This window comes from Lysinibacillus sp. JNUCC-52, from assembly GCF_015999545.1.
Classification (GTDB): domain Bacteria; phylum Bacillota; class Bacilli; order Bacillales_A; family Planococcaceae; genus Lysinibacillus.
The window spans coordinates 2,871,435-2,895,213 of record NZ_CP065546.1 but is presented as its reverse complement, the minus strand read 5'-3'; the positions used below and the strand labels follow the sequence as shown (position 1 = coordinate 2,895,213).

General features: G+C 35.6%; 23 protein-coding genes. 17 read left to right on the top strand and 6 right to left on the bottom strand.

The features are described 5' to 3' along the window. Positions 1–67: 67 nt before the first annotated feature. Positions 68–442 carry a VOC family protein gene (locus JNUCC52_RS14230; protein WP_173479214.1) on the bottom strand — a complete coding sequence of 125 codons (375 nt, stop codon included), beginning with the start codon at positions 440–442 and terminating at the stop codon, positions 68–70. 227 nt (positions 443–669) lie between these two features. On the opposite strand from JNUCC52_RS14230, the gene JNUCC52_RS14225 reads away from it, so the two are divergent. Then, positions 670–2,619 carry a methyl-accepting chemotaxis protein gene (locus tag JNUCC52_RS14225; RefSeq protein WP_139860514.1) on the top strand — a complete coding sequence of 650 codons (1,950 nt, stop codon included), beginning with the start codon at positions 670–672 and terminating at the stop codon, positions 2,617–2,619. A 50-nt stretch (positions 2,620–2,669) separates the two neighbouring features. On the opposite strand, the gene JNUCC52_RS14220 is transcribed toward JNUCC52_RS14225, so the two are convergent. Then, entirely contained in the window at positions 2,670–3,095 is a 426-nt protein-coding gene (locus JNUCC52_RS14220) for a VOC family protein (protein WP_139860512.1), read from the bottom strand. 291 nt (positions 3,096–3,386) lie between these two features. Between JNUCC52_RS14220 and guaC the strand changes: the two genes are divergently transcribed. Next, a complete protein-coding gene (gene guaC / locus JNUCC52_RS14215; RefSeq protein WP_337980198.1) occupies positions 3,387–4,370 on the top strand; it encodes a GMP reductase in 984 nt (327 codons plus the stop codon). Positions 4,371–4,544: 174 nt separating this feature from the next. On the opposite strand, the gene JNUCC52_RS14210 is transcribed toward guaC, so the two are convergent. Then, positions 4,545–4,769 (bottom strand): phosphate-starvation-inducible protein PsiE, encoded by a 225-nt coding sequence (locus JNUCC52_RS14210; RefSeq protein WP_173479212.1) that lies wholly within the window; start codon positions 4,767–4,769, stop codon positions 4,545–4,547. Between the two features lie 263 nt (positions 4,770–5,032). Here JNUCC52_RS14210 and psiE point away from each other — a divergent pair, with 263 nt between their 5' ends. The 3 genes from psiE to JNUCC52_RS14195 all read left to right on the top strand — a co-directional run bounded on the left by psiE (position 5,033) and on the right by JNUCC52_RS14195 (position 8,493). Beyond that, the gene (psiE, locus tag JNUCC52_RS14205; RefSeq protein ID WP_173479211.1) at positions 5,033–5,482 is read left to right on the top strand and encodes a phosphate-starvation-inducible protein PsiE; all 450 of its coding nucleotides are present in this window, start codon (positions 5,033–5,035) and stop codon (positions 5,480–5,482) included. Positions 5,483–6,054: 572 nt separating this feature from the next. After that, the gene (locus tag JNUCC52_RS14200) at positions 6,055–7,092 is read left to right on the top strand and encodes a hypothetical protein (RefSeq protein WP_337980197.1); all 1,038 of its coding nucleotides are present in this window, start codon (positions 6,055–6,057) and stop codon (positions 7,090–7,092) included. A gap of 255 nt (positions 7,093–7,347) precedes the next feature. Further along, positions 7,348–8,493 (top strand): SpoIIE family protein phosphatase, encoded by a 1,146-nt coding sequence (locus JNUCC52_RS14195; RefSeq protein WP_173479210.1) that lies wholly within the window; start codon positions 7,348–7,350, stop codon positions 8,491–8,493. A 98-nt stretch (positions 8,494–8,591) separates the two neighbouring features. Here JNUCC52_RS14195 and JNUCC52_RS14190 read toward each other — a convergent pair whose 3' ends face one another. Together JNUCC52_RS14190 and JNUCC52_RS14185 are read right to left on the bottom strand one after the other, a co-directional pair. Continuing rightward, on the bottom strand, positions 8,592–9,449 hold the full coding sequence (locus JNUCC52_RS14190; RefSeq protein WP_173479209.1) for a CheR family methyltransferase: 858 nt from the start codon (positions 9,447–9,449) through the stop codon (positions 8,592–8,594). Positions 9,450–9,455: 6 nt separating this feature from the next. Beyond that, positions 9,456–12,206 (bottom strand): ATP-binding protein, encoded by a 2,751-nt coding sequence (locus tag JNUCC52_RS14185; protein WP_337980196.1) that lies wholly within the window; start codon positions 12,204–12,206, stop codon positions 9,456–9,458. 286 nt (positions 12,207–12,492) lie between these two features. Between JNUCC52_RS14185 and JNUCC52_RS14180 the strand changes: the two genes are divergently transcribed. The 8 genes from JNUCC52_RS14180 (at position 12,493) to JNUCC52_RS14145 (ending at position 18,483) form a co-directional block, all read left to right on the top strand. Further along, positions 12,493–13,683 carry a M14 family metallopeptidase gene (locus tag JNUCC52_RS14180; protein ID WP_337980195.1) on the top strand — a complete coding sequence of 397 codons (1,191 nt, stop codon included), beginning with the start codon at positions 12,493–12,495 and terminating at the stop codon, positions 13,681–13,683. A gap of 178 nt (positions 13,684–13,861) precedes the next feature. Further along, positions 13,862–14,191, top strand: a complete 330-nt coding sequence (locus JNUCC52_RS14175; RefSeq protein ID WP_173479206.1) for a PadR family transcriptional regulator — start codon at positions 13,862–13,864, stop codon at positions 14,189–14,191. Continuing rightward, the gene (locus tag JNUCC52_RS14170) at positions 14,188–14,595 is read left to right on the top strand and encodes a permease prefix domain 1-containing protein (protein ID WP_173479205.1); all 408 of its coding nucleotides are present in this window, start codon (positions 14,188–14,190) and stop codon (positions 14,593–14,595) included. Before JNUCC52_RS14175 ends, JNUCC52_RS14170 begins: the two co-directional genes overlap by 4 nt. A 1-nt stretch (position 14,596) precedes the next feature. Continuing rightward, positions 14,597–15,244 carry a hypothetical protein gene (locus JNUCC52_RS14165; RefSeq protein ID WP_337980194.1) on the top strand — a complete coding sequence of 216 codons (648 nt, stop codon included), beginning with the start codon at positions 14,597–14,599 and terminating at the stop codon, positions 15,242–15,244. A 70-nt stretch (positions 15,245–15,314) separates the two neighbouring features. Further along, the gene (locus tag JNUCC52_RS14160; RefSeq protein WP_337980193.1) at positions 15,315–16,799 is read left to right on the top strand and encodes a serine hydrolase domain-containing protein; all 1,485 of its coding nucleotides are present in this window, start codon (positions 15,315–15,317) and stop codon (positions 16,797–16,799) included. A 74-nt stretch (positions 16,800–16,873) separates the two neighbouring features. Continuing rightward, on the top strand, positions 16,874–17,287 hold the full coding sequence (locus JNUCC52_RS14155) for a MarR family winged helix-turn-helix transcriptional regulator (protein ID WP_228134207.1): 414 nt from the start codon (positions 16,874–16,876) through the stop codon (positions 17,285–17,287). Positions 17,288–17,545: 258 nt separating this feature from the next. After that, complete coding sequence (locus JNUCC52_RS14150; protein WP_337980192.1) at positions 17,546–18,214, top strand: hypothetical protein; 669 nt, start codon at positions 17,546–17,548, stop codon at positions 18,212–18,214. Beyond that, positions 18,211–18,483, top strand: coding sequence for a hypothetical protein (locus tag JNUCC52_RS14145; protein WP_337980191.1), 273 nt, complete (start codon positions 18,211–18,213; stop codon positions 18,481–18,483). The genes JNUCC52_RS14150 and JNUCC52_RS14145 overlap by 4 nt, the downstream gene beginning before the upstream one ends. A gap of 83 nt (positions 18,484–18,566) precedes the next feature. On the opposite strand, the gene JNUCC52_RS14140 is transcribed toward JNUCC52_RS14145, so the two are convergent. After that, entirely contained in the window at positions 18,567–19,772 is a 1,206-nt protein-coding gene (locus JNUCC52_RS14140) for an MFS transporter (protein ID WP_337982222.1), read from the bottom strand. Between the two features lie 206 nt (positions 19,773–19,978). Here JNUCC52_RS14140 and JNUCC52_RS14135 point away from each other — a divergent pair, with 206 nt between their 5' ends. From JNUCC52_RS14135 to JNUCC52_RS14120, 4 genes are all read left to right on the top strand, one after another. Next, entirely contained in the window at positions 19,979–20,695 is a 717-nt protein-coding gene (locus JNUCC52_RS14135) for a cytochrome c biogenesis protein CcdA (protein ID WP_337980190.1), read from the top strand. Between the two features lie 15 nt (positions 20,696–20,710). Further along, positions 20,711–21,238, top strand: a complete 528-nt coding sequence (locus tag JNUCC52_RS14130) for a redoxin family protein (protein ID WP_337980189.1) — start codon at positions 20,711–20,713, stop codon at positions 21,236–21,238. Between the two features lie 18 nt (positions 21,239–21,256). After that, positions 21,257–22,369 carry a peptide-methionine (R)-S-oxide reductase MsrB gene (msrB, locus tag JNUCC52_RS14125; RefSeq protein WP_337980188.1) on the top strand — a complete coding sequence of 371 codons (1,113 nt, stop codon included), beginning with the start codon at positions 21,257–21,259 and terminating at the stop codon, positions 22,367–22,369. 637 nt (positions 22,370–23,006) lie between these two features. After that, positions 23,007–23,777: a response regulator transcription factor gene (locus JNUCC52_RS14120; RefSeq protein ID WP_337980187.1), complete on the top strand. Its 771-nt coding sequence runs from the start codon at positions 23,007–23,009 to the stop codon at positions 23,775–23,777. Positions 23,778–23,779 lie beyond the last annotated feature (2 nt).

Sequence of the window (23,779 nt, the reverse complement as noted above, 5' to 3'; positions counted from 1 at the left end):
TACGCTATGTTCAACAGAAAGCAAAGCGGATTTTTATTTTTATAGAACATTTTAATTGCTCTAAATATTATTTTTCAACTAAAGCGAAGTAATTATTTTCGTTATCGGCGAAGTTAAAGACTCTCCCCATTGGCATCATAACTAAGTCCCCCACTTTAATGCCTTTCGTTTGGAAATCTTGATACATCTCCGTTATATTGTCGGCGTAAAACATTATAGAAGGTGTTCCTAAATTTAATTCGGGTTCCATTTTAGCAATCATTTCTTTGTTGTGTAGAACGAAGGTCGTTTGTACGCCTTTTTTTGGAGCAATTTCAATCCAGCGCATTTCTCCCTCCTTATTGTCCGCTACTACTACAAAGCCAATTTTCTCAGTCCAAAACGCTACCGCTGCATCTTGATCATTTACATATAGCATTACTTGTCCAATTTGTTGAATCATGACAAAACCCTCCCTTTTGAACAATAGTATACATCAAATGATAATTTATATGTCTTTAGTAGCCATGATTTTTAATGAATTTTTGAGATTTTCTTAATTATCTTAATAAAATAAATACTGATAAAGACTTAACTTTTGTTTTTTTTTTGTTAAAATGAGCTAGTCATCTATTATTTACCTTCTTGGGAAATGTATAGAACAATAATATTATAGTGAGGATAACAAACGTGACAAAACTAAGTTTACGAAAAAAGCTCATTTTTTCATTCTTAGCAATACTTCTCATCCCTACATTAATCATTGGTATCATTTCATACCAAAGTGCGGAGAAGCAAATTTCTAAGGAACAGCAAGCAAGTGCAACCGAAAGTATTCGAATGCTTGATACGAATATTACAGGTACGATTAAACCAAAGATTGAAGACATCCAATATTTCACTAAGAAAATTAACCAATCTTTTTTACAAGAAAGTAAAGTTCCAGAGCTTAAATCGCTATTACAAGAATACGTAAATATGCACCCTGAGGTCGAGCTTGTCTACCTCGGCACGAGTGAAGGAAACATTATAGATGAGCCTGCACAACAATATCAAAGTGACTTTGACCCACGTACAAGACCTTGGTATACCCAAGCATTAAGTAATAAGGGGCAAATCGCCATTACACCACCTTATATTTCTCAAGCATCAGGTGCTATGGTTATTACGATTACACAAGCTTTACCAGATGGCTCCGGTGTTATTGGATTAGATCTCAATATATCGACACTTAGTGATATTACTAATGATATTCACATCGGGAAAACAGGCTTTGCCTCACTTTTAGATAACAACAAAACATATATTTCTCAACATGATAAAGAAAGTGGTTCACAAGCTAACGAAAGCTATATTTCAAAAATTTATGAGCAAGATAGTGGCACAATTGTTGAAAAGGATCGTCAGCTACAATTTATTACCAATGAACTAACAGGTTGGAAGCTTGTTGGTACAATGTTTTCAGCTGAAGCAACAAAAGCTGCCGCTTCAACCTTTAATATCAACTTAATCATTATTGTTATTTCAATTATTGTCGGCGTTGTGTTTATGCTTCTGATGATTAAATCCATTGTGAATCCGATTAATCGACTAAAGCATAGCGCGATTAAAATTAGCGAAGGCGATTTAACAGAATTTATCGAAATACATTCTAAGGATGAAATTGGACAGCTTGGAGAGGCTTTCGTTTCAATGAAAGTTAATTTGAAAAAGCTTATTCGCAATGTTGATCGAAGCGTCCAACATGTGCAAGCATCTGCACACGGATTATCTGCGCATGCAGAGCAAAATATTGCTTCTTCAGAGCAAGTTGCACAGGCAATGCAACAAGTAGCAATTAGTGCAGAAAGCCAGACAACAGGTAGTGACCAAAATGCTATTTCTATTGAGGAAATTGCACAAGGCATTGTGGAAGTGGCCGATAGCGCTATGCAAGTGACAGATCTGTCTAGCACCGCTATTGTACAGGCAGAAGAAGGTGGTCAATCTGTTGAACGCACTGTCAACCAAATGAATTCCATTAATGAATCGGTTGCACAATCAGACAGAATGATTAAGTCACTTTACGATCGTTCGAAAGAGATTGGTTCCATTTTAGAAATTATAAGTGCTATTTCTGACCAAACGAATTTACTAGCTCTTAATGCTGCTATTGAAGCTGCTAGAGCAGGTGAACAGGGTAAAGGCTTTGCTGTAGTGGCCGATGAAGTAAGAAAATTAGCAGAGCAATCACATCAATCAGCAGAGCAAATTTCTTCGCTTATTACTGGTATTCAGCAAGATACTGCTAAATCTGTGGAAACGATGGTTAAAGCATCTTCAGATGTACAAGAAGGGTTACAGTTATCCGAAGACACAAGCAAAAAATTCGCTAGCATTACTGACAGTTTACGTAATATTGCACCAAAAATGGAGGGTATCTCAGCTTCCACGCAAGAAATTTCTGCCGTAGTGGAGGAAGTTTCAGCAACGGCTATTGAGTTAACCGACCATGCTAAACTTAATGCTGCGGCTTCAGAGGAAGTTGCCGCCTCAACTGAGCAAACATTATCCTCAATGCAGGAAATGACTGCAGCTGCAAAAGCTTTACTCGATATGGCAGACGAATTGCAAAGCTATGTAAACCGTTTTAAATATTAAAAAATAGCACGATGATCAAAGGTTACCCTCTGTTCATCGTGCTTTTTATATCATGATTTAGCTTTTTCTTCATGGCTAATCTGCCATTCAATTCCATATTTATCAGTTAGAGACCCATAACATTTACTCCAAAATGTTTCTTGTAGTTCCATCGTTACTTTGCCACCTTCTTTAAGGCCCTCAAATGCTTGTCGTAATTGAGCTTCATCATCAGACACAACAGCTAATGTGACGTTGTTGCCTATTGTAAATGGTGAACCTGGGAATGTATCAGAAAACATTACCGTGCTTCCTAAAATGGATAATCGCGTATGCATAACGAGATTTTTTGCTTCTTCTGGTAATGGATAACTTGGATCACTTGGTGAATCGCCAAATGTCATAATTTCAGCCTTGTCCGTATTAAACACATTTTCATAAAATGATACAGCCTCACGACAATTGCCATTAAAAATTAAATACACCTCTACCGCCAATTCCACCACTCCTTTGAATTTTCTGAAACAATTCTATTGTACTTAGATTACGAACGATAAGCTAGTCCTATCATGTGAAATCCTGTATAGTTTTACTTTTTCAATTACATATTATACTTATTAAAATGTTTGCGATTTTCTATGTTTTTGACACTTTCTTGTCTCCTCCTACATATTTTTTATTTATTTTGATAAAATCTTTGACTTTTACTTAAAAATCATGTAAATTACCAAATGGCGAACAATTTAAATTAAACATTTAAAAATATTCGTATTTTAGGAGTGTATATAATGGATAACGTATTTGACTATGAGGATATTCAACTAATTCCCGCAAAATGTATTGTAGAAAGTAGATCACAATGTGATACATCTGTTACTTTAGGTGGACATAAATTTAAATTACCTGTAGTTCCTGCAAATATGCAGACTATTATTGATGAAAATATTGCAGCTAAACTAGCTGAAAACGGTTACTTCTATATCATGCACCGCTTTAATCCAGAAACACGTATTCAATTCATTAAGGATATGCAAAATCGTGGTTTAATCGCTTCGATCAGTGTTGGTGTAAAAGAAGAGGAATATGCATTTGTAGAAGAGTTAGCAACTGCTGGTTTAGTTCCTGAATTTATTACAATTGATATTGCACATGGTCATTCAAACGCTGTCATTCGTATGATTCAGCATATTAAAAAACATTTACCAAACAGCTTTGTTATTGCTGGTAATGTTGGTACACCTGAAGCTGTGCGTGAACTTGAAAACGCTGGTGCTGACGCTACTAAAGTCGGTATTGGACCAGGTAAAGTTTGTATTACAAAAATCAAAACAGGCTTCGGTACTGGTGGCTGGCAGCTAGCAGCATTACGCTGGTGTGCAAAAGCGGCAACTAAACCGATTATTGCTGACGGTGGTATCCGCACAAATGGTGATATTGCTAAATCTGTTCGTTTCGGTGCTTCAATGGTTATGATTGGCTCTTTATTTGCAGGTCACGAAGAATCACCAGGTGAAACAATCGAAATCGATGGTAAATTAGTAAAAGAATACTTTGGCTCTGCTTCTGAATTCCAAAAAGGTGAGAAGAAAAATGTTGAAGGTAAAAAAATGTTTGTAGAACATAAAGGTAGCCTACAAGATACGTTAACTGAAATGCAACAAGACCTTCAATCTTCTATTTCTTATGCAGGTGGTACTAAGCTAGAAGCTATTCGAAATGTAGATTATGTCATCGTCAAGAATTCAATTTTTAACGGCGATAAAGTATATTAAGATTTTTTAAACATCTGTTTTGCAAAAACACTTAAATAGACAAAATATCTCGGAAGCTCTACTTTCGAGGTATTTTGTTTTTTTTATAGAGGAACGGTGGTTCACCATTAGGATAAAAAAAGACTATAGGCAAACTCAAATTGCTTTGAATTTGTCTACAGTCAGAAATAATTTTTACAGCTTGTTGATTACTGCATGCAAAGTTTCTTTTAACTCTGCATCATACTTAGAAAGGTCAACAAGGTTACCTAAGCGCTCACGTAATACAGGACGCTCAATGACTAATTTCTCGTCAAGTACTTTTACTAATAATTCAATAATAAGACGGTCACGAACATCTAACGCTTCTTCTAAACGCTCTGGTGTAATTTTCGCATCATTTTTTGCTGCATTTGCCATTTAAAAAAACCCCTTTTATTTTATATTCATGCACATCTATTTTAGCATACCGCCTAATTTTTTTAAAAACTTTCTTTTACAATACTATACAGTAATTTACAGTTTACACATTCCATGTTTACGTTGTCATGTTATATTTTATAGTATGAACAAAATACACGAAATAGTAACAATTATTCTGACAGTCACCATTCTCTTTATAATGTTTTTTTCATATTCTATAAAATAAATATTATTTTTAAATAAGAAAATGGAGGAATAGCATGAACCAAAAGCATTATACGTATATGCAACTTGTGAAAGCTGTGCCAAAAACTTTACAATTATTTCTTAACGTATGCCTTGTATTATTAGCTCTTATATTAGCCTTCCTGCTTATGAAAGAACTAATTGAATTTCTACACATCTTATTAGCAGATGGTACTGGTGATTATAAACTTTTCCTCGCAAATATTTTAATTTTCTTCTTGTATTTTGAATTTATTACGATGATTATTAAGTACTTTAAAGAGGACTATCATTTCCCTTTAAGATACTTTATTTATATTGGCATAACTGCCATGATTCGATTGATTATTGTGGAGCATGATCATCCTATTAATACTTTAATCTATTCGCTTATTATTTTAATTTTAATTATTAGCTATTTCATTATCAATATTACTCCATTAGAAAGACCTGTTCGATCATCGATTCTTTTTAAAAAGGAGTAGAAAGTTCCTCTCCTATTATTAAAAGGCTGTCAATTATCAGCGACAAAATACGGTTGTGCAACGGCTATGTAATAAGTCAACGGCAACTTGCCTACACCACCTAATGATCCCGTAGACCATAGTAGTCAATAGCAGCTCATTGCTGATATTAATCGTTCTGGGACGCTTTCTCTCGCCCTGGATAGGTGCCCATCACATATTTACATCCTTTAAAATGTCATCTTCCTGAAGTAATTTCGTTACCATTCGCATTTACCCCCTCCTGTTTTCCAAAATAATTTTGGTTTAGTCCCTTTGCTTTTACATTATTTTACGCATCTATTAATAACATATATTACCACAGGACTTTTAATACTGTATGATAAAAGGAAAGTACCATAAATAATGCGCTTGCCTCTCAAGCTGCATGCATTCTTTAACGACAAATTATCACTCTCTATACATTACGCTGTAAAACAAGCACAGTATCGAAGTTTGCCCCAAAAGATTATGTAACAGTATGTATAGCTCTGTCTTTATTTAACTTCTAACGATGTTGTAAGAGCTATATACATTACTTGAGGAGGATGAAAATGCTGAATCTGATTGATGCCTATATTTATGAAGTGACGAGAAGGATTGCGAAAAATAAGCGAAATGCGATTGAGCTTGAGCTAAAATCGACAATTGAGGATATGTTACCAGATCATTATTCAGAATTAGAAGTTAAAGAAGTGCTAATGAAGCTTGGAGACCCTGCAAAACTTGCTGTGAACTATCAACATGGCCCAAAATATTTAATTGGCCCTGAATTATACAATACTTACATTCAGACAATGAAATTGATTATTCCCTGGGCAATCCTTATTACATTAATTGTTCACCTTGTAAGTAGTGTTTTTTCATTTCCAGAACAAGGAATATTTTTGACTACAATTATCAAAGCATTTACTACAACAATTGTCAGCGTTATTGGCGTAGTGTTACACGTACTTTTTTGGGTTACGATTACATTTATTATAGCCGAGCGCTATAGTGCCACTAATATTCAAATTCCATTTATTACAGGGAGCAAAGAATGGACACCTGAAGATTTAAACAAAGTTATCGTAAGCTCCAAAAGCAATAACATACCCCTAAGTGATATTATATTTAGCTTTTTAGGTATAGCCTTTTTTTCTTTCATATATTTTAACGCTTCTCGTCTTATCGGAATTTACTCATCTGATGACAGAATTGGCTTAAAATTTGTCATGCCCATTTTTAATCAAGATACCCTTTTGTCCTTTAAACCCATTATTTTATGTTGGATTGTATTAAGTTTTGCCTTAACTCTATATAGATGGAAGATTCGGCAATGGACCATGCCAATTGCCGTCACAAGTGCACTTCTTCAATGTTTCGGCACCATTGTTTTTATAGTCATGGCAAACCAGCCTGACCTTATTCATAGTGCAGCTATACCATATATGGCAGCTATTATGGAAACCACATCTACAAAGATTATGGTAACATTAGACCGTATACTGTTCGTTTGTATTGTTATTACCATTCTAGCAAGTGCTTTTGATATTTATAGTGGTTTTAAGAGGGCTAAATCAAATAAAAATGAAACTTTTTTTAAAAAATAGGTTAGAGAATCGATGAAATAGGGTATAAGTTTAGTTGTTATTATTTCTCTTCCATTGACGACTTTCACCTATGAAAAACATAGTCCCCTCTATAACATAATAACGCAAACTTAATACCTAGTAATATATACCTTAATTTCATTAAAATACCGTTATTATCTAATGTTTTGTATAATAATGATATTAAGAGTATTTTTAATACAATTTATAATCTGCACTTCATCAACGTTCAAGCAGAATAAGGGGAAATAAACTATGACAATTCTTCTTGTAGATGACAATCAAGTCAATCTATTCGTAATTGAAAAAATTTTAAAGAATGCAGGCTATGAAAACTGTGTTTCTCTTTCATCAGCTTATGAACTTTTTGACTATCTTCAATTAGATGCTAAAAATCCAGCAGGTAGTTCAGTAGAGTTAATACTTTTAGATATTATGATGCCTGAAGTGGATGGTATTGAAGCTTGTAAACGAATTAAACAAAATGAAAAATTAAAAGACATTCAAATTATTTTCGTTACAGCATTAGAAGATAAAACCAAGCTGGCTGAAGCACTCGATATCGGAGGGGTCGATTATATTACAAAACCCATCAATAAGACGGAACTTCTTGCAAGAATTCGCGTTGCCCTACGATTGAAGGCTGAATTAGATTGGCATACAAAACAAGAAGCAAAAATCAAATATGAATTAGATTTAGCTACACATGTACAACGCAGTTTGTTAAGTGCACCTTTACATGAAGATAACATTCAAATAGAGGTTTCCTATCTACCATCCTCTAATTTAGCAGGCGATATGTATTATTGGTATAAAATTAATGATCACCGCTACGCCATCATTTTGCTTGATATGATGGGTCACGGTATATCAGCTGCACTTGTTTGTATGTTTATTTCATCCGTCCTACGAGAAGCTGTTAAACAGCTCGTGGAGCCTGAGCTGGTTATAAAGGAACTAAACCGTTATATGACACTGTTACAGAATGCTAAGGAAGAAAATATTCATTACTTCACAGCTATTTACATAGTGATTGACACTGAACAAAAAATGATTGAATACGTAAATGCGGGTCATCCTTCTGGCTACGCTCTTGTTGATGAAAAAACATTAGTTCCTTTAAATCAAGGAAGCTGTGCTGTCGGTTTCTTTGAGGAAATTAAGGTAGAAAAGCAATTTATCCAATATCAAAAAGATGTACAAATTGTTTTATATACTGATGGTGTTTTAGAGGCGATGGGTCCTTGCGAAATAGAGTCTGAAAAACATTTGCAAACGCTAACATCCAGTAAATGGAATTATACGCAATGTCTTATTGATAACCTGCTTCCGAAAGAAAAACAAACAAACCAACCAGACGATATGTGTGTATTAATGATTCAAGCACAGGCGTTAAATTAGATAGCGACAAATACAAAAATCCGCATACACTTCTGCCAATGACATGCATTAAAGCAATGTCAAAGTAGAAAGTATAGCGGATTTTTTATTTTCACTTATTAATCTAACTTTTGATAAATTTTCTCAATGGCTACAGTCTCTTTATAGTTCGAAATAATGGCTTCACAGCGAAGCGTCTCCTTATCTCCTAAGCATAAAAAGCCATTTGGACTTAGGCTCTCGTAAAACAAATGATGTACTTGGCTTTGTAATACAGGAGAAAAGTAAATTAATACATTGCGACATATAATTACATGGAATTCATTAAATGATTGATCCGTCACTAAATTGTGTTGTGCAAAAATAATGTTTTTTAATAGTTCAGGATGGAAATAGGCATATTGATAATCCGTCTTATAGTATTCTGAAAAAGCATGGCTCCCGCCTGCAAGCATATAATTTGTTGTATATGCTTGCATTTTCTTAATGGAGAATGCGCCCCTCTTTGCCTTCTCAAGCACATGCTCATTCATATCTGTTGCGTAAATCACCGCTCTATCTATTAGTCCCTCTTCCTGAAGTAAAATCGCCATTGAATAGACTTCCTCACCTGTTGCACATCCCGCATGCCATATTCGGATTTCTGGGTACTGCTTTAAATAAGGAACAACTTCTTTACGGAAAGCTTTAAAGAAGCTAGGGTTTCGAAACATTTCCGTAACGTTAATTGAAAAATCATTTAATAGCTGCTCCAAAAAATCTTCTTCGTGTATAACCTTTTCCAGTACACGAGAAATCGTTGGAATATTACTAACCCTCATTCGATTGTATATTCTACGAGAAATAGAAGATTGATTATATTGTCGAAAGTCAAAACCTGATAAACGATAGACTGCTTCGAGTAGTAACTCAATTTCCATATTCGCATGCTTATTCATTTGCTGCTTTAGCTCAAAATTTTGGAATTGATTATCCATACTGTTCTAACTCCCTTTAGAAACTAGCCATACGCGTAATACCGATTCTAATTGATCTAAATTTAATGGCTTACTAATATAATCAGAAGCTCCCGCCTCTAAAGATTTATCACGATCCGTTTTCATTGCTTTCGCCGTCAAAGCGACAATAGGTAAATCTGTAAGCTTCATTTTTGTTCGAATGATAGACATCGTTTCATATCCATCCATATTTGGCATCATGATATCCATGAGAATAAGATCTATTTTATTATTCGTTTCCATAATCTCTAAACATTCTAATCCATCTTTTGCAACGAGAATATTCATGCCCCTCTTTTCAAGAGCTGCTTTCAAAGCATAAATATTTCGATAATCATCATCTACAATTAATATATTTTTCCCTTGGAACACATCAACTTCCTGTGTAGAGACAAGATCGTTTTCACCCTCTTGCTCCTGTAGCTCTTCTACTACTTCAGGAGCTTCTAGAGTAGCCACTACTTCGACAATAGCAGAATCAATCGTCGGCGTATTATTTAAGCCATTCGGTAAACTTGGAATAGTAAGCGAGAAGCTACTGCCCTTTCCTTCTTCACTTTGTAATGAAACCCAACCACCTAGTAATTTTGCAAACTCTCTACAAATGGATAAACCTAGCCCTGTTCCACCATATTTTCTTACAGTAGCACCATCTGCTTGCTGGAATGATTCAAAGATTAACTGATGTTTGTCCTTTGGAATACCTATTCCTGTGTCAGTTACTGTAATTTCAAGCCATTCCGAGCTTACATCTTGCATATTCGTTGATAACTGTTCAAGGTCAAGTTGCTTGATATCTACATGCACATAGCCTTGTTCTGTAAATTTTAATGCATTTGATAATAAATTTTTTACAACTTGCTGGAATCTCTTTTCATCTGTATAGAAAATGTCAGAAACATTTGCTGCCTTCGATATTTGCAAATCTAGATTTTTTTTCTTTGCTACTGGAGCAAAGATTTGCTCTATTTGTGTCGGCATTTCACTCATGTTCACTTCGTCGAAAATAATTTCAATTTTCCCAGCCTCGACTTTTGATATATCTAAAATATCATTAATTAATACGAGTAAATCCTCACCAGATGAATGAATAACTCTCGCAAATTCCATTTCTTCTTCTGTTAAATTATTATTACCATTCTCAGATAACATTTCAGATAATATTAAAATGCTATTCAATGGTGTTCGTAATTCGTGAGACATATTAGCTAAAAATTGAGATTTATAATTAGAATGTAATACAAGTTGCTCAGAACTATCTTCTAATTCTTTTTTAGCTTTTTCTAACTCTTGTGTTTTAATTTCAGCATCTTTTGTTCTTTCCTCTAGCTGTTCATTAATCATTGTTAGTTCTTCTGTTTGCATTTGTAATTCTTCCGATTGCGTTTGTAGCTCTTCAGATTGAACTTGTAACTCCTCTGTCATAGCTCTCGATTCATTTAGTAAACGTACAATTTCCATGCGGCCTAAAATGCTATTAACCGTTAGACCAAATGTTTCAATTACTTGATTTACTAATTCTTTCTGTAGCGCTGTGTAGCTAGTCATTGTCGCTAATTCTACGACAGCTATCACTTCATCCTCGAATATAATCGGGAAGACAAAAATGCTCTTCGGTGGCGCTTCTCCTAAGCCTGTGCCTATTAAACGATAATCCTGAGAAATATCACTGTTTATGAAAACTCGTTTTTCCTGTGCACATTGGCCAATTAAACCTTGTCCAATTTTAAATTTCTCTATCCCAACATTATCTCCAGCATCTGCAAAGGCTGCTTTCTTTACAAAATGGACATCGCCATTATGCATTTCCCTAACATAAAATGCTCCAAATGAAGACCCTGTCTTGTGCGACATTTCGGAAAGGAAAGTTTCCGCCAATTTCGTAATAGCTGAAATACCTTGATATTTAGTCACAATTTCAGCAAGATTGGCTTGCAACCATTCTCTTCGTTCAAATGTATCCAGCAACTCATTTGTAGCGTCTGCAAGATCACTGATTTCATCGTTAGTTTTCACATAAATTCTAGTTTTATAGTCTCCCTTAGAAGCCGCCATTACTTTAATTGTTTGTGTGACTTCCTTCATTGTTTTAACAATTGACCGTGAAATCCCACTAGCAATGACGATTGAGATAAGAGATACAAGTACTAGTATGCCGAACAAGCCAGATGTTAAATTACTATTTTTCTTATCCAGCTGCTTGGCCTTACTTTGTGTTAACGTATTCTCGTCTAAACGGAAAGAATCAAACTGATTGCGCATCGTTTCCATATCTTTACGACCAACGTCTACTTTGAAAAATTCATTTAATGCTTCCGTATTATTTTCTTTTTTCAGTCTTATTGTCGGTTCCCCAGAAGTTGCAATCCAATGCTCAATCGTTACTTTAATAGCATCTAACTTCTCCTGTTGGTTCCCCCTATCTTCTAATAGCTGATATAGTTCATTAAAATCAAGCTTCCAATTTTCCTCGGCATTATTGTAAGGTTCTAAGTAGCTCGAATCACCGGTAATCATATAGCCTCGTTGGCTCGATTCCATATCTAAAATATATTTTTCAATACGATTAGTAAGTGTTTGTACTTGTGAATCATATTTAATAATGTGATTTCTTTCCTGTTGTAGGGAAGTAATTTGATTATTTAATATAATCACAGATGCAAGTAAACAAAGAATAATAACTACATAACCGAGGATAATCTTGGTACGTATACCGATTTTTATCTTTTTATACATTTAATCCCCCTACTTTTTTTACTGTCATATTGTTATATTAACAGTATAATGGTGGAATTGAAATTAACAGATTAAATTTACTTAGTCCAACTCTAGTTGTTTTCCCTAGAACAACCATACATAAAACCCCACAGAGAGGAAGTTTCAGCTAATCTAATTAATCGAAATTTCCCTACGCGCGCAGTGCGTTTATTTTCATAATTGTTTCCGTGCCTGTCACTTATTTATTTTTATATATTTCATATACTCTTATAGCGCACGATTTTAATATAAGGGGAGAATAACTGTGGACATATTTGTAAGGCCTGGTGATTCACTGTGGTATTTCAGCGAGTTATACAAGATACCACTTCAACTAATTATAGACTCCAACCAAAACATCAACCCACAACGACTTCAAGTTGGACAACGCGTTCGAATTCCTGGTTTTGTTACAACTGGCTATACAATTAAACAAGGAGACTCTTTGTGGCAAATTGCCCAAAGTCAAAATCTGCAGCTCGATGCCATTTTGCTTGCAAATCCTGATGTTCATCCAAATCGACTGCAAATTGGCCAAACAATCCAAGTCCCTCAAAGGCTTACTTGGCGGCTCGTTAACGGTAAACAAAACTACGACTACAACATTATGATAAATGATATTGAAAAGCTACTAGCTGCCTACCCATTTCTTCAAAATGCCTCCATTGGCAACTCCGTTTTAGAGCGTCCAATACCCGAGATTCTTATTGGTAAAGGCTCAAAGCGCATACATTACAACGGTTCATTTCATGCCAATGAATGGATTACTACACCGATTATTATGACATTCCTAAACGATTATCTACTCTCACTAACAAATCAAACGACCATTCGAGGGCTCTCCACATGGCCCCTTTACGAGCAAACAACACTTTCTATCGTACCGATGGTTAATCCCGATGGAGTTAATTTAGTTCTCAATGGCCCACCAGATAATGAAGCAATTAAAAATAAACTTATTACTTGGAACAATGACAGTACAGATTTTTCTGGATGGAAGGCGAATATTAATGGTGTCGATTTAAACGACCAATTCCCTGCAAAATGGGAGCTAGAAAGTGCCCGTAATCCTCAATCACCTGGACCACGAGACTATGGAGGAGAAGCACCGTTAACCCAGCCTGAAGCTATCGCCATGGCCGATTTAACGAGGAAAAGCAATTTTGCTTGGGTTTTAGCTTTCCATACACAAGGTAAAGTCATCTATTGGGGTTTTGAAAATCTCGAACCACCTGAATCACAAACGATGGTGGAGGAATTTAGTCGTGTAAGTGGCTATGAGCCTGTTAAATCAGCCAATAGCTACGCTGGCTATAAAGATTGGTTCATACAGGATTGGCGCAGACCTGGGTTTACCGTGGAACTAGGTAGCGGCACGAACCCGCTCCCAATCAGTCAGTTAGATGAGATTTACGAGGAAGCTTTAGGGATTTTCCTAGCTGGCCTGTATTTGTGACAATCAAATACTTCTAAACATCAAAAGCCGATCATGCGGGATACTTGTCCTTCATTTTCGGCTTTTGTATTTTGTAAAAATTTTTCTAAAAAGCAAACAAATATTACTTTGACAGACAGAGTAATATTTGCTAATATTACTCCATCAGATAGAGCAATAAAAGTTAAGTAGGTGACTTATGGTTCGAAGTGACATTATTCGTGGACATTTGGACTCCATTATTTTACGGCTAATTTTAGAGAAGGATCGTTATGGGTATGAAATTTCCCAAGAAATAAGCGTCCGTACAAATAATCGTTTTCAAATTAAAGAAGCAACTTTATACGCAGTGTTTCAACGTTTAGAAAAAAAAGAAGTAATTGAAGCCTATTACGGCGATGTCTCTCATGGAGGCAAACGGAAATATTATCGCATTACCACATTAGGCAAAGCTTATTTAAGCGAGCTTGTTAAAGAGTGGACGGAAGTGAAGGAAATTATTGACTTATTTATGGAGGGCTTAGAATGAAAAAAATCAAACATCATATTGATGAGCTATTTAAAGACATGCCACGCAATAATGAAACCGAAATGGTAAAACAAGAAATCATCGAAAATCTAGAGGAAAAAGTATTTTATTTAATGGAGCAAGGAAAAGATGAAGAGGATGCCATTAATAAAGCAATCGTTGAATTTGGAGATATTGACGATTTAAAAAAGGAATTAGGCGTTAAAGCACCAGCAAAGAAAAGTATGGCGAAGTTAAACTTAGAATTTTCCTTATGGGGAAGTGGCTTAATATCAGCGTTCTTTATTTTTATCAATCTATATTACACACCAAATACAATCTGGGCAATCTATCCGATTTTCGCAATATTATGGTGGCCGCTTTCAATGTATTTCGTATGGTCCCGTAAGAAATGGAGTGAGTAAAATGAAGCATTACATTAGCTTTTCAGTTGTCGGTAGCTTGATGACTATGCTGTTTTTAGGAATTGTCAATTATTCAACAACGCCTAACACAATATGGTTTATTTACCCTTGCTTATTGTTATTACTATGGCCTATCACTCTATATTTCATGTCAAAAAAACTATATAAACAGTATGCTGTCATTTGCAGTGCCATGGTCATTGCCTTCCTTATTATTGAAAATCTTTTATATACACCGCAGCATTTATGGTTCATATACGCCATTTACCCGATCATATGGTGGCCTATTCTTATGTTTTTAGAGGAAAAAGCTAAATCTATGAACATTGCACTTATTGGCTGTGCAAGCACAATCATTTATTATTCAATAACTAATTTCATTATGTCCCCTCAATATCCTTGGGCAATCTACCCTGCCTTTTTAATTATATGGTGGCCTTTATCTCTATATCACGCTAAGAAAAAGTCATTTGTTGCATTCTCAGTTTACGCTAGCATACACATCAGTATCTTTTTTATTATCGTCAACATCGTTTCCTCACCAGGCGTCATTTGGGCTATCTATCCAATCTTCCTAGTTCTGTGGTGGCCACTAAGTATGTATTTTTATGTTTATAAAAGAAGGCTTTATAAAAGCTCTACAATGTAAGGCATTATGCAACCACTCTCGTAGTAGCCTGTCCCTATTTAACAAAATACGATTAAAGGGAATGTACGTTATGTATAAACAGTTAGCCATTCTAAAAATTTTCGCCATGACCTTGTTGATGCTATTCACAACCTGTAACGACGTTGTTTTTGCAAACAGTGAGGATGTTACAGATAAAGCTCTTGATATTTCTGCTATCGATGCATTTATGGCAAAAGAAATCGAGAGATTGAACATCCCAGGTGCTTCGCTTGCTATCGTTAAGAAAGACCAAGTTGCATATTTGCAAGGATATGGCGTCTCTAGCCCAGATGGCACACAAATGACACCGCAAACACCTATTGTTATAGGATCAGTAAGTAAGTCATTTACAGCACTTGCCATTATGCAGCTTGTAGAGCAAGGGAAAATTCATTTAGACGATTTAGTATACATCGTGCTACCAGGATTTCAACTTGCAAATAAAGAGCAATCTAACAAAATAACGATTCAACACTTACTAAACCAAACGAGCGGTCTTTCTACATATGATGGTCAAGTAGCGATATCGCACGGAGATAAAACATTAAAAGAACATGTACAAAGCTTAGAAAATATCAATGTGACATCACCTGTAGGCGAACACTACGAATATTCGAATTTAAATTACAGCATTTTAGGTGCAGTCATAGAGCAAGTAACAAATACACCCTATAAAGAGTATATGAATGAATTTATTTTCAAGCCGCTCGAAATGAACAATAGCTATGCTGATCCAAAAGATGATATTAACAATACGATCGCACACGGCTATCAAACCGTATTCGGCATTAAGGTACCAACAGAGCAATTAATCCATGACGGCACCGTTCCTTCTGGTTACATTATTTCTAGCGCAGAAGATATGGCTAATTACATGGTGGCACAATTGAATGAAGGTCACTTTAATGGAAAAAATATTTTATCAGCAAATGCCATGAATGCTCTGCATCAACCTTCCTCACTCGTTGCGCATGATACCTATTATGCTATGGGCTGGGAAGTAACGAATGATGCCATCTCCCACAATGGATGGACAGAAAACACTTATTCAAAAGTGTTGTTAGATGGGGATTACGGTATTAGTCTTCAAATCAATGCTATGGATTATTTTAATTTAAATGAATATGATGCCATAGTTAGTGGCCTTAACAAACTTGTCCATCATGAACAACCTTCTAACACCAAAAGTAACCCTTTTATGAAATATATAATTTTTGATTTAATTTTTGTACTTATCATTGTATTAATTACACATTCTATTTATATAATTTTTAAACATAACAATCATAAAACATCAATTTTCCGAACAGTTGTTAATTGGTTCTCTCTCATTGTATTTAACTTTCTAATTCCTTTATTTATCTTAATTGGATTCCCCCAATTATTTGGTCCACTATCTACGGTAACATTATTTGCGCCTGGAATAGGACATTTATTATTTATAATACCTATACTTCTTTTAATGGTGGGTGTCATCTTATTCGGAAAACTACTGTTAAAGAAACCTAACGCAGATGTAAATGCGTTGCCTTGATGTTATTCACTTAACATACTTCATATACTTACTATATAATTTAATTAGTAAATATTTTAATAGGCTGTGATCAATTGTTAAAAAATAATCCAATGCAAAATGTAGAAGTGATAATGCGAGAAATGCTTGAAATACAACAAAAGTCGATGATGTTTGTTAATCTGCTATCAGAAGGTGAATCATTATCGCAAAATCAGCTAATCCTACTCCTTCAGCTAAAAATTAACGGTGGTATGAAAGCAACGGAAATTGCAGATTTCTTTAGCGTAACTCCTGGTGCTGTTACGTCTATGTGCGATAAACTAGAAAAATTAAATTTATTACAACGAGTTCGAGAAAATGAGGATAGACGTGTCGTAAACATGGTATTAACAACTGATGGAGAAACAAAAGTCCATGATATATTTTTGAAATTCCCACAAGAAAAATTAGCCGATATAGCAAAAGTGTTAATTGAAGTGAATCAATTAATGCAAAAGATTTTTTAAGATTTCAAGCAAATTAACTACAGACTGTAAACAAATTCGAAAAGCTTCGAATCTTGTCTACAGTCTTTTTCATTTCTAAAATCCCCTTTCTTGAACCTATGTCCACATTCCCATAGAAGTTAAAAAAATGAAAATCCTTTTTTCCTTCATTCACCATAAACATTTTTTGTTCTTGACAAATTAAAGCGACATATATTTTAATTAATATATGTTTTAATAATTAAAATATATATTAATTAAACCAAAGAGGTGATTACTATGTCTAAGGAACCTATACAAAAGCAACATAGTATGACGATTACGAGCGGCACTATTAATGATTTAGCACCTACTTGTCAACATTTAAAGATTCGCGGAGCTGTTTCTTTTCATCAAGAAATTCGATTAAAAACAATCTCTACCCATGGGCACAGCTCATTCCATTCGAGTGTAATTGCGCATGTTTTAAAAAATACAGGCTCTTGTGTGATGAAGGATTATTGTGAAATTGCTGAGGTCACAAATGCAGGGAATTTAAAAATACGTAATGGTCAATTTTCGACTATTAATAGCTCAGGAAAACTAACAATTGAGCAACAGCTACAAGTGCAACAGTTTCAAGCAATTGGCTTTATTAAAGCACAAGAAATACATGCAGCACATTTTCATTTAAAGTTATCAGGAGCAAGCGAGATTGACCGCTTAATTGCAGATGAACTAACGATAGAGAAGGATACCTTTTCAATTTCAATCCTTAGAAAAAAACTTCATTGTCACTCGATAACAGGAAAACATTTGCGTCTTACCTATACAAATGCGGAGGTCGTGGAAGGAGATGTTGTTGTAGTGGGCAGTCATTGTACAATACAAACGCTTTATTACACAAAAAGTTATTCTATTTCCCCTAATGCGAAAGTGCAGCAGGTTATTCGGAGGGAGCAACGATGATAATAATACGTGGATTTTTTTGCTCGTTAGCACTTTTGGTTCTCGCTGTGCTCTACGTAGGGCTAGTTGTCAGTGCTTTAATAGCAATACTTGCTGGCATTTTACGGACTGTAGGTGTGGATCAAATAAATATGAGTATTTGGCCTGGCGTTGAGGTCCCAGTCATTTTCAGTATCCCTTTAGCACTTGCTGTGTCGGTCTTACTGTTTTATTGTTCGCTTTATGTAAAACGTTCCATAACATTTTGTTTCTCAATGCTAAAAATCTAGAGCTATAAATGATAAAGAGGTTCAAATTTAACACCCTATTGTTCGAACCTCTTCTATCACTTTTTTTCCTTTATAACTAATTCCTAATTTTTATTTCCCCTGATTTGCAATGCTTGCTTATTTGTTACTATATGGAAAGACATAAAGAGTGCAAATACAAGTCCGACTACACCAAAAATAACTGCAACTAGCTGTAAAGAAAACCAGTCTGCTAATATACCTAAACTAAAGGTCAGCACAATTTGTATAACACTTTGAACAAGGCTAACAGAACTGCCGAATCGCCCCATTAAATTGGGCGGGATATTTTTTTGATAGACCGTATCGTACCCAGTATTGCTGAATGCCATAAAAATGCCTAACGTGATAAAGCAACACGTAGCAACCCAAATATTGCTTGAAGCATAGAAGCCCGTATAGGATAACATCGTGCAAGTAAGTCCTACCCCTACATAGGTAGCGATCGAAAATTTATGTACTAAAACCATCGCCAATAAGCCACCAACAATAGCACCAACCCCCGCAATACTCACTAATACACCGTAAAGACTATCCGAAGCAGATAAAACTTTCTTTATAAAAGTCATTTCCTGAGAATCTAATGCAAAAGCAACCATTAGCGCAATTTGATAGGACATAAAAAATTTCAGGAAATTCCGTTGCTGCAATATAAAAGCCCAAACTACTTTAAAATCAGCTATAATCACGTTGAGTGTTAGCACTACACGCTTCTCTTTTACTTCCTCTTCTATATTCGGCAAACGTGCAATAACCCACGCACAAACAAAAAAGGTCACACTGTTAATCCATATAGCGATACTTATATTAAAAACAGCAATAAGGACACCTGCGATTGCAGGACCTAACATAAAAGAACCAGAATTTAATGTGCCTAACAATGCATTAAAACGTTGCTTATCCTCATCGCTTACGTATTTTGCAATATAATATGTACTACTTGGCCCGAAAAAACTACTTGCAATATTCGCTAAAAATAACAAGCTATAAATAAGCCAAATAGACGTCATAAATGGCATAAGGAAAACGATGATCCCACGTATAATATCCATTGCTATCATAATATTTCTCTTATTCGACCGATCAATGATTGAGCCTGCCACAAAATTGGTCAATATGCGTGCAATCGGGCCAACAATAAAGATACCTGCAACTGCTGTTGCAGAATATGTTAAATGCCAAACCATTAAATTTAATGCAACGAGATAAATCCAATTTCCAAGATAAGAAAAGCCAAATCCCCCTAATAACATTCCATATTTCCGAATCATCCCCACCGCGATCCCTCCTTTTTAATATTTTACCATTTACTTCTAAATATTATGGAATAAAGCCATTCGAATTTTTTACTCATCCTTGCAAACTCTCTATAAATTCATTACAAGATCATATCTAAGAGTTACATAAAATCATTCTATGTTGCTTTTCCTTCACTTTTCTTACTATAAAACTATACAAGAAAGGTGGTGCTTCAATCGTGGACGAACAGCTTTTATTCAGTACGGTGTTTATTGCAGGGATTCTGTCTTTCCTTTCTCCTTGTATTGTCCCTTTACTACCTGTTTACTTTTCAGTACTTTCAACCAATGCAAGTGGTGTCACTATAAAACACAGCTTGCCTCTATTTAAATGGCAAGTGAATCTACATTTAGTTTTTAAGACAATCATTTTTGTTTTTGGTCTTTCTACAAGCTTTGTCATCTTAGGATTTGGCGCTGGTTTTCTTGGTGCATTTATTAATACAGACTGGTTTATCGCCATATGCGGTGCAGTCGTAGTGTTACTCGGCCTACATCAAATAGGTCTATTGAAAGTAGCTGTGCTTCATAAAGAAACAAAAGTACGACTGAGTAGAAGCGATAAACGTGATTTACTTGGTACCTATTTATTAGGGCTCACGTTTAGTATGGGCTGGACACCTTGCATCGGACCTATTTTAGGGGCGGTATTAGGATTATCAGCAAGTGAGGGGCAAGCAGCTTACGGGGCACTTATGATGTTTTTCTATGCACTCGGGCTATTAATCCCCTTTTTACTTCTCGCTATTTTCTCTGATTTCCTATTACGACATGTAAAAAAATTGAATAAACATACGGAGAAAATCAAAGTTATCGGTGGGCTTATCATTATTTTTATGGGCATTGTCTTAATGACAAATAATTTAAATCTGTTACTTACGTTCATTCCACAATAAGAAAGGAGACTTAACATGTACAATTTTAAACTGCTCGTTATTATGTTAGCAGCAGTGTTTCTTTTGGGTGCATGTGCGGGGGATTCTACATCCTCTACGAAAGCGGCAGCGAAAAACGAAGGGACTATCGCTCCATCTTTTGAATTAGTTGATACAAAAGGTGACACTTACAATCTTGCTGACTATAAAGGCAAAAAAGTATATGTGAAATTTTGGGCTTCTTGGTGCTCTATTTGCTTAGCAGGATTAGAGGAATTAAATACACTGGCTAGTGAAGAGCAGGATTTTGTTGTTTTAAGCATCGTATCACCCAATTTCAATAATGAAAAAAAGCGTGATGCATTTATTAAATGGTTTAATGGTGTTGAAGGTACATCCAATATTAAAGTGCTATTAGATGAAGATGGTGCAATCGCGAAACAATACAATATACGAGCCTATCCAACGTCGTCCTATATTGGCTCAGATGGTAAACTCATTCAAACGCTCCCTGGCCATGTAAGCAATCCACAAATTATTGAGAAATTTAAAAGTATCCAATAATAAAAGGAGGTAAATTTAATGAATATTAAACTATTCGGCGTATTATTTAGTATTTTATTATTTTTATCAGCATGCTCGGTCAACAATTCTTTGTTAACTAGTCGTGCAAGTACAGCCCAAGCAGAATCGAAATATCCACCAAACCCAAACGTTAACTTAAATTTTGATACAAATAATTTAAAAGATATTTGGCTTGCAGGTGGTTGTTTCTGGGGTGTAGAAGCATATATGGCGCGTGTATATGGTGTTTATGATGCAGCGTCAGGTTACGCAAATGGCAATACAGAAAATCCAACATATGAAGATGTTATTTGGCGGAACACAGGACATGCGGAAACCGTTCATGTTCGTTATGATCCCGAACGAGTTAATTTAGAAAAGCTTTTAACACATTTCTTCCAAATTATTGACCCTACCTTATTGAATCAGCAAGGAAATGACCGCGGTATACAATATCGTACAGGTATTTACTATACAGATGAAGCAGATAGACCCATTATTGATCAGGTAGTTGCAAAAGAACAAGAACGCTATGATGACCCGATTGTTACTGAAGTCGAGCCACTTAAAAACTTTACACTTGCAGAAGAATATCACCAAGATTATCTAGAAAAAAATCCAGATGGCTATTGCCATGTAGAGTTTGATTCATTGAAAGATCAAGAAATGCCATCCCTTATCGACCCAGCGCTATATCCAAAGCCAAGTGATGAGGAAATTAAAAAAATGTTAACAAAAGAGCAATATCGAGTAACACAAGGTAATGGTACGGAAATGGCTTATTCTAATGAATATTGGGACAACTACGACCCAGGTATTTACGTTGATATTGTCACAGGTGAGCCACTATTTTCATCAGCGGATAAATACGACTCTAGATGTGGTTGGCCAAGCTTTACTAAGCCAATCGATCCAGCAGTAGTGCGAGAGTTCGTAGATACTAGCTATAATATGATCCGTATTGAAGTGAGAAGCCGTACTGGCGATAGTCATTTAGGACATGTGTTTAATGATGGACCTATTGATCGCGGTGGTTTGCGTTACTGTATCAATAGTGCTGCAATTAAGTTTATTCCACAAGCTGAAATGGAATCTGCTGGTTATGGTTACTTAGTACAGCTAACTAAATAACTAGTGCCAGGCACTGACACAATTCTGAATCTTTATAGCTCAACAAGTAGTCCTATTTATGACGAGCGGCACAAGTAAAAATCTAAAAAATTTCTGTGGGAACAATACACGACGTAAGCCGCAACAATCCGCGCAATAGCGACGGTTGCGGCTTACGCTGTGCCCGCGAAAAAGCACAGTGGATTTTTACGAAAGTGCCAGGCACTGACACAATTAAAAATCCTAGCGCTGCATGCAGTCCTATTTATTACTAGCCAAGTAAAAATCCACGTAGACTCCTGCGGGAACAGCACACGACGTAAGACGCAACAATCCGCGCGACAGCGAGGGTTGCGGCTTACGCTGTGCCCGCGGAAAGCGCAGTGGATTTTTACGAAAGTGCCAGGCACTGACACAATTAAAAATCCTAGCGCTGCATGCAGCCCTATTTATTACTAGCCAAGTAAAAATCCACGTAGACTCCTGCGGGAACAGCACACGATGTAAGACGCAACAATCCGCGCGACAGCGAGGGTTGCGGCTTACCCTGTGCCCGCGGAAAGCGCAGTGGATTTTTACGATTTAGATATTATTTTTTTGCGTGCTTGGAGTTACTAATCGAACAGTCCCTTTATGTATTTGTTCTCAAAGAGGTGATATGATGTACAAATTATTAGTGGTCGATGATGAAGCGATTATTATAAAAGGAATTCGCTCATTTGTTAACTTTGAGGAGCTTTCCATTTCGGAAGTATTTGAGGCATCAAATGGAGAGACCGCACTTGAAATTTTCAAACTCCACCATCCTGATCTCGTTTTAGCTGACATTAATATGCCGAAGATGAATGGCCTCGATTTTGCCATTTCAGCAAAAACAATTAAACCGAATGTAAAAATCGCTATTATTACTGGTTATGATTATTTTGATTATGCCGTAACGGCATTAAAGGCGGGCATTGATGATTACGTCTTAAAACCCGTTTCTAAAAAAGACATTCAAGAAACGTTAAAAAATCTGATAGCAAAGATTCAAGCAACACAAAGTCAACATGAGCTATCTCGGCTTGTGGAAGGCATTTTGAATGAAACAAATATAAATAATGACATGGGCTATAAAGCGAAAATACAAAAAGAAATTGACCGCAATATTGCAAACGTCGATTTTTCATTAAGTTATTTAGCAAAAAAAATGGCACTCAGCAATTCTTATTTAAGTAGCTTATTTAAGAGCCTATACGGTAAAAACTTTCAAGATTATATGCTATCAATCCGCTTAGATAGAGCAAAAATTTTTTTGCTTAGTACAGATATGAAAGTGTACGAAGTTGCAGCGGCAGTAGGCTTTGAGGACCCCAATTATTTCAGCGCCACATTCAAGAGGAAATTTGGTATTTCTCCAAATCAATTTAGAGAGAAAATGAGAGAGTAGCG

Excerpts from the sequence above, each read along its gene's own strand:
- JNUCC52_RS14230 (WP_173479214.1), bottom strand. The coding sequence starts at position 442 with ATGATTCAACAAATTGGACAAGTAATGCTATATGTAAATGATCAAGAT.
- guaC (WP_337980198.1), top strand. The coding sequence starts at position 3,387 with ATGGATAACGTATTTGACTATGAGGATATTCAACTAATTCCCGCAAAA.
- JNUCC52_RS14210 (WP_173479212.1), bottom strand. The coding sequence starts at position 4,769 with ATGGCAAATGCAGCAAAAAATGATGCGAAAATTACACCAGAGCGTTTA.
- psiE (WP_173479211.1), top strand. The coding sequence starts at position 5,033 with ATGAACCAAAAGCATTATACGTATATGCAACTTGTGAAAGCTGTGCCA.
- JNUCC52_RS14200 (WP_337980197.1), top strand. The coding sequence starts at position 6,055 with ATGCTGAATCTGATTGATGCCTATATTTATGAAGTGACGAGAAGGATT.
- JNUCC52_RS14195 (WP_173479210.1), top strand. The coding sequence starts at position 7,348 with ATGACAATTCTTCTTGTAGATGACAATCAAGTCAATCTATTCGTAATT.
- JNUCC52_RS14190 (WP_173479209.1), bottom strand. The coding sequence starts at position 9,449 with ATGGATAATCAATTCCAAAATTTTGAGCTAAAGCAGCAAATGAATAAG.
- JNUCC52_RS14185 (WP_337980196.1), bottom strand. The coding sequence starts at position 12,206 with ATGTATAAAAAGATAAAAATCGGTATACGTACCAAGATTATCCTCGGT.
- JNUCC52_RS14175 (WP_173479206.1), top strand. The coding sequence starts at position 13,862 with ATGGTTCGAAGTGACATTATTCGTGGACATTTGGACTCCATTATTTTA.
- JNUCC52_RS14170 (WP_173479205.1), top strand. The coding sequence starts at position 14,188 with ATGAAAAAAATCAAACATCATATTGATGAGCTATTTAAAGACATGCCA.
- JNUCC52_RS14165 (WP_337980194.1), top strand. The coding sequence starts at position 14,597 with ATGAAGCATTACATTAGCTTTTCAGTTGTCGGTAGCTTGATGACTATG.
- JNUCC52_RS14160 (WP_337980193.1), top strand. The coding sequence starts at position 15,315 with ATGTATAAACAGTTAGCCATTCTAAAAATTTTCGCCATGACCTTGTTG.
- JNUCC52_RS14150 (WP_337980192.1), top strand. The coding sequence starts at position 17,546 with ATGTCTAAGGAACCTATACAAAAGCAACATAGTATGACGATTACGAGC.
- JNUCC52_RS14145 (WP_337980191.1), top strand. The coding sequence starts at position 18,211 with ATGATAATAATACGTGGATTTTTTTGCTCGTTAGCACTTTTGGTTCTC.
- JNUCC52_RS14140 (WP_337982222.1), bottom strand. The coding sequence starts at position 19,772 with ATGATTCGGAAATATGGAATGTTATTAGGGGGATTTGGCTTTTCTTAT.
- JNUCC52_RS14130 (WP_337980189.1), top strand. The coding sequence starts at position 20,711 with ATGTACAATTTTAAACTGCTCGTTATTATGTTAGCAGCAGTGTTTCTT.
- msrB (WP_337980188.1), top strand. The coding sequence starts at position 21,257 with ATGAATATTAAACTATTCGGCGTATTATTTAGTATTTTATTATTTTTA.
- JNUCC52_RS14120 (WP_337980187.1), top strand. The coding sequence starts at position 23,007 with ATGATGTACAAATTATTAGTGGTCGATGATGAAGCGATTATTATAAAA.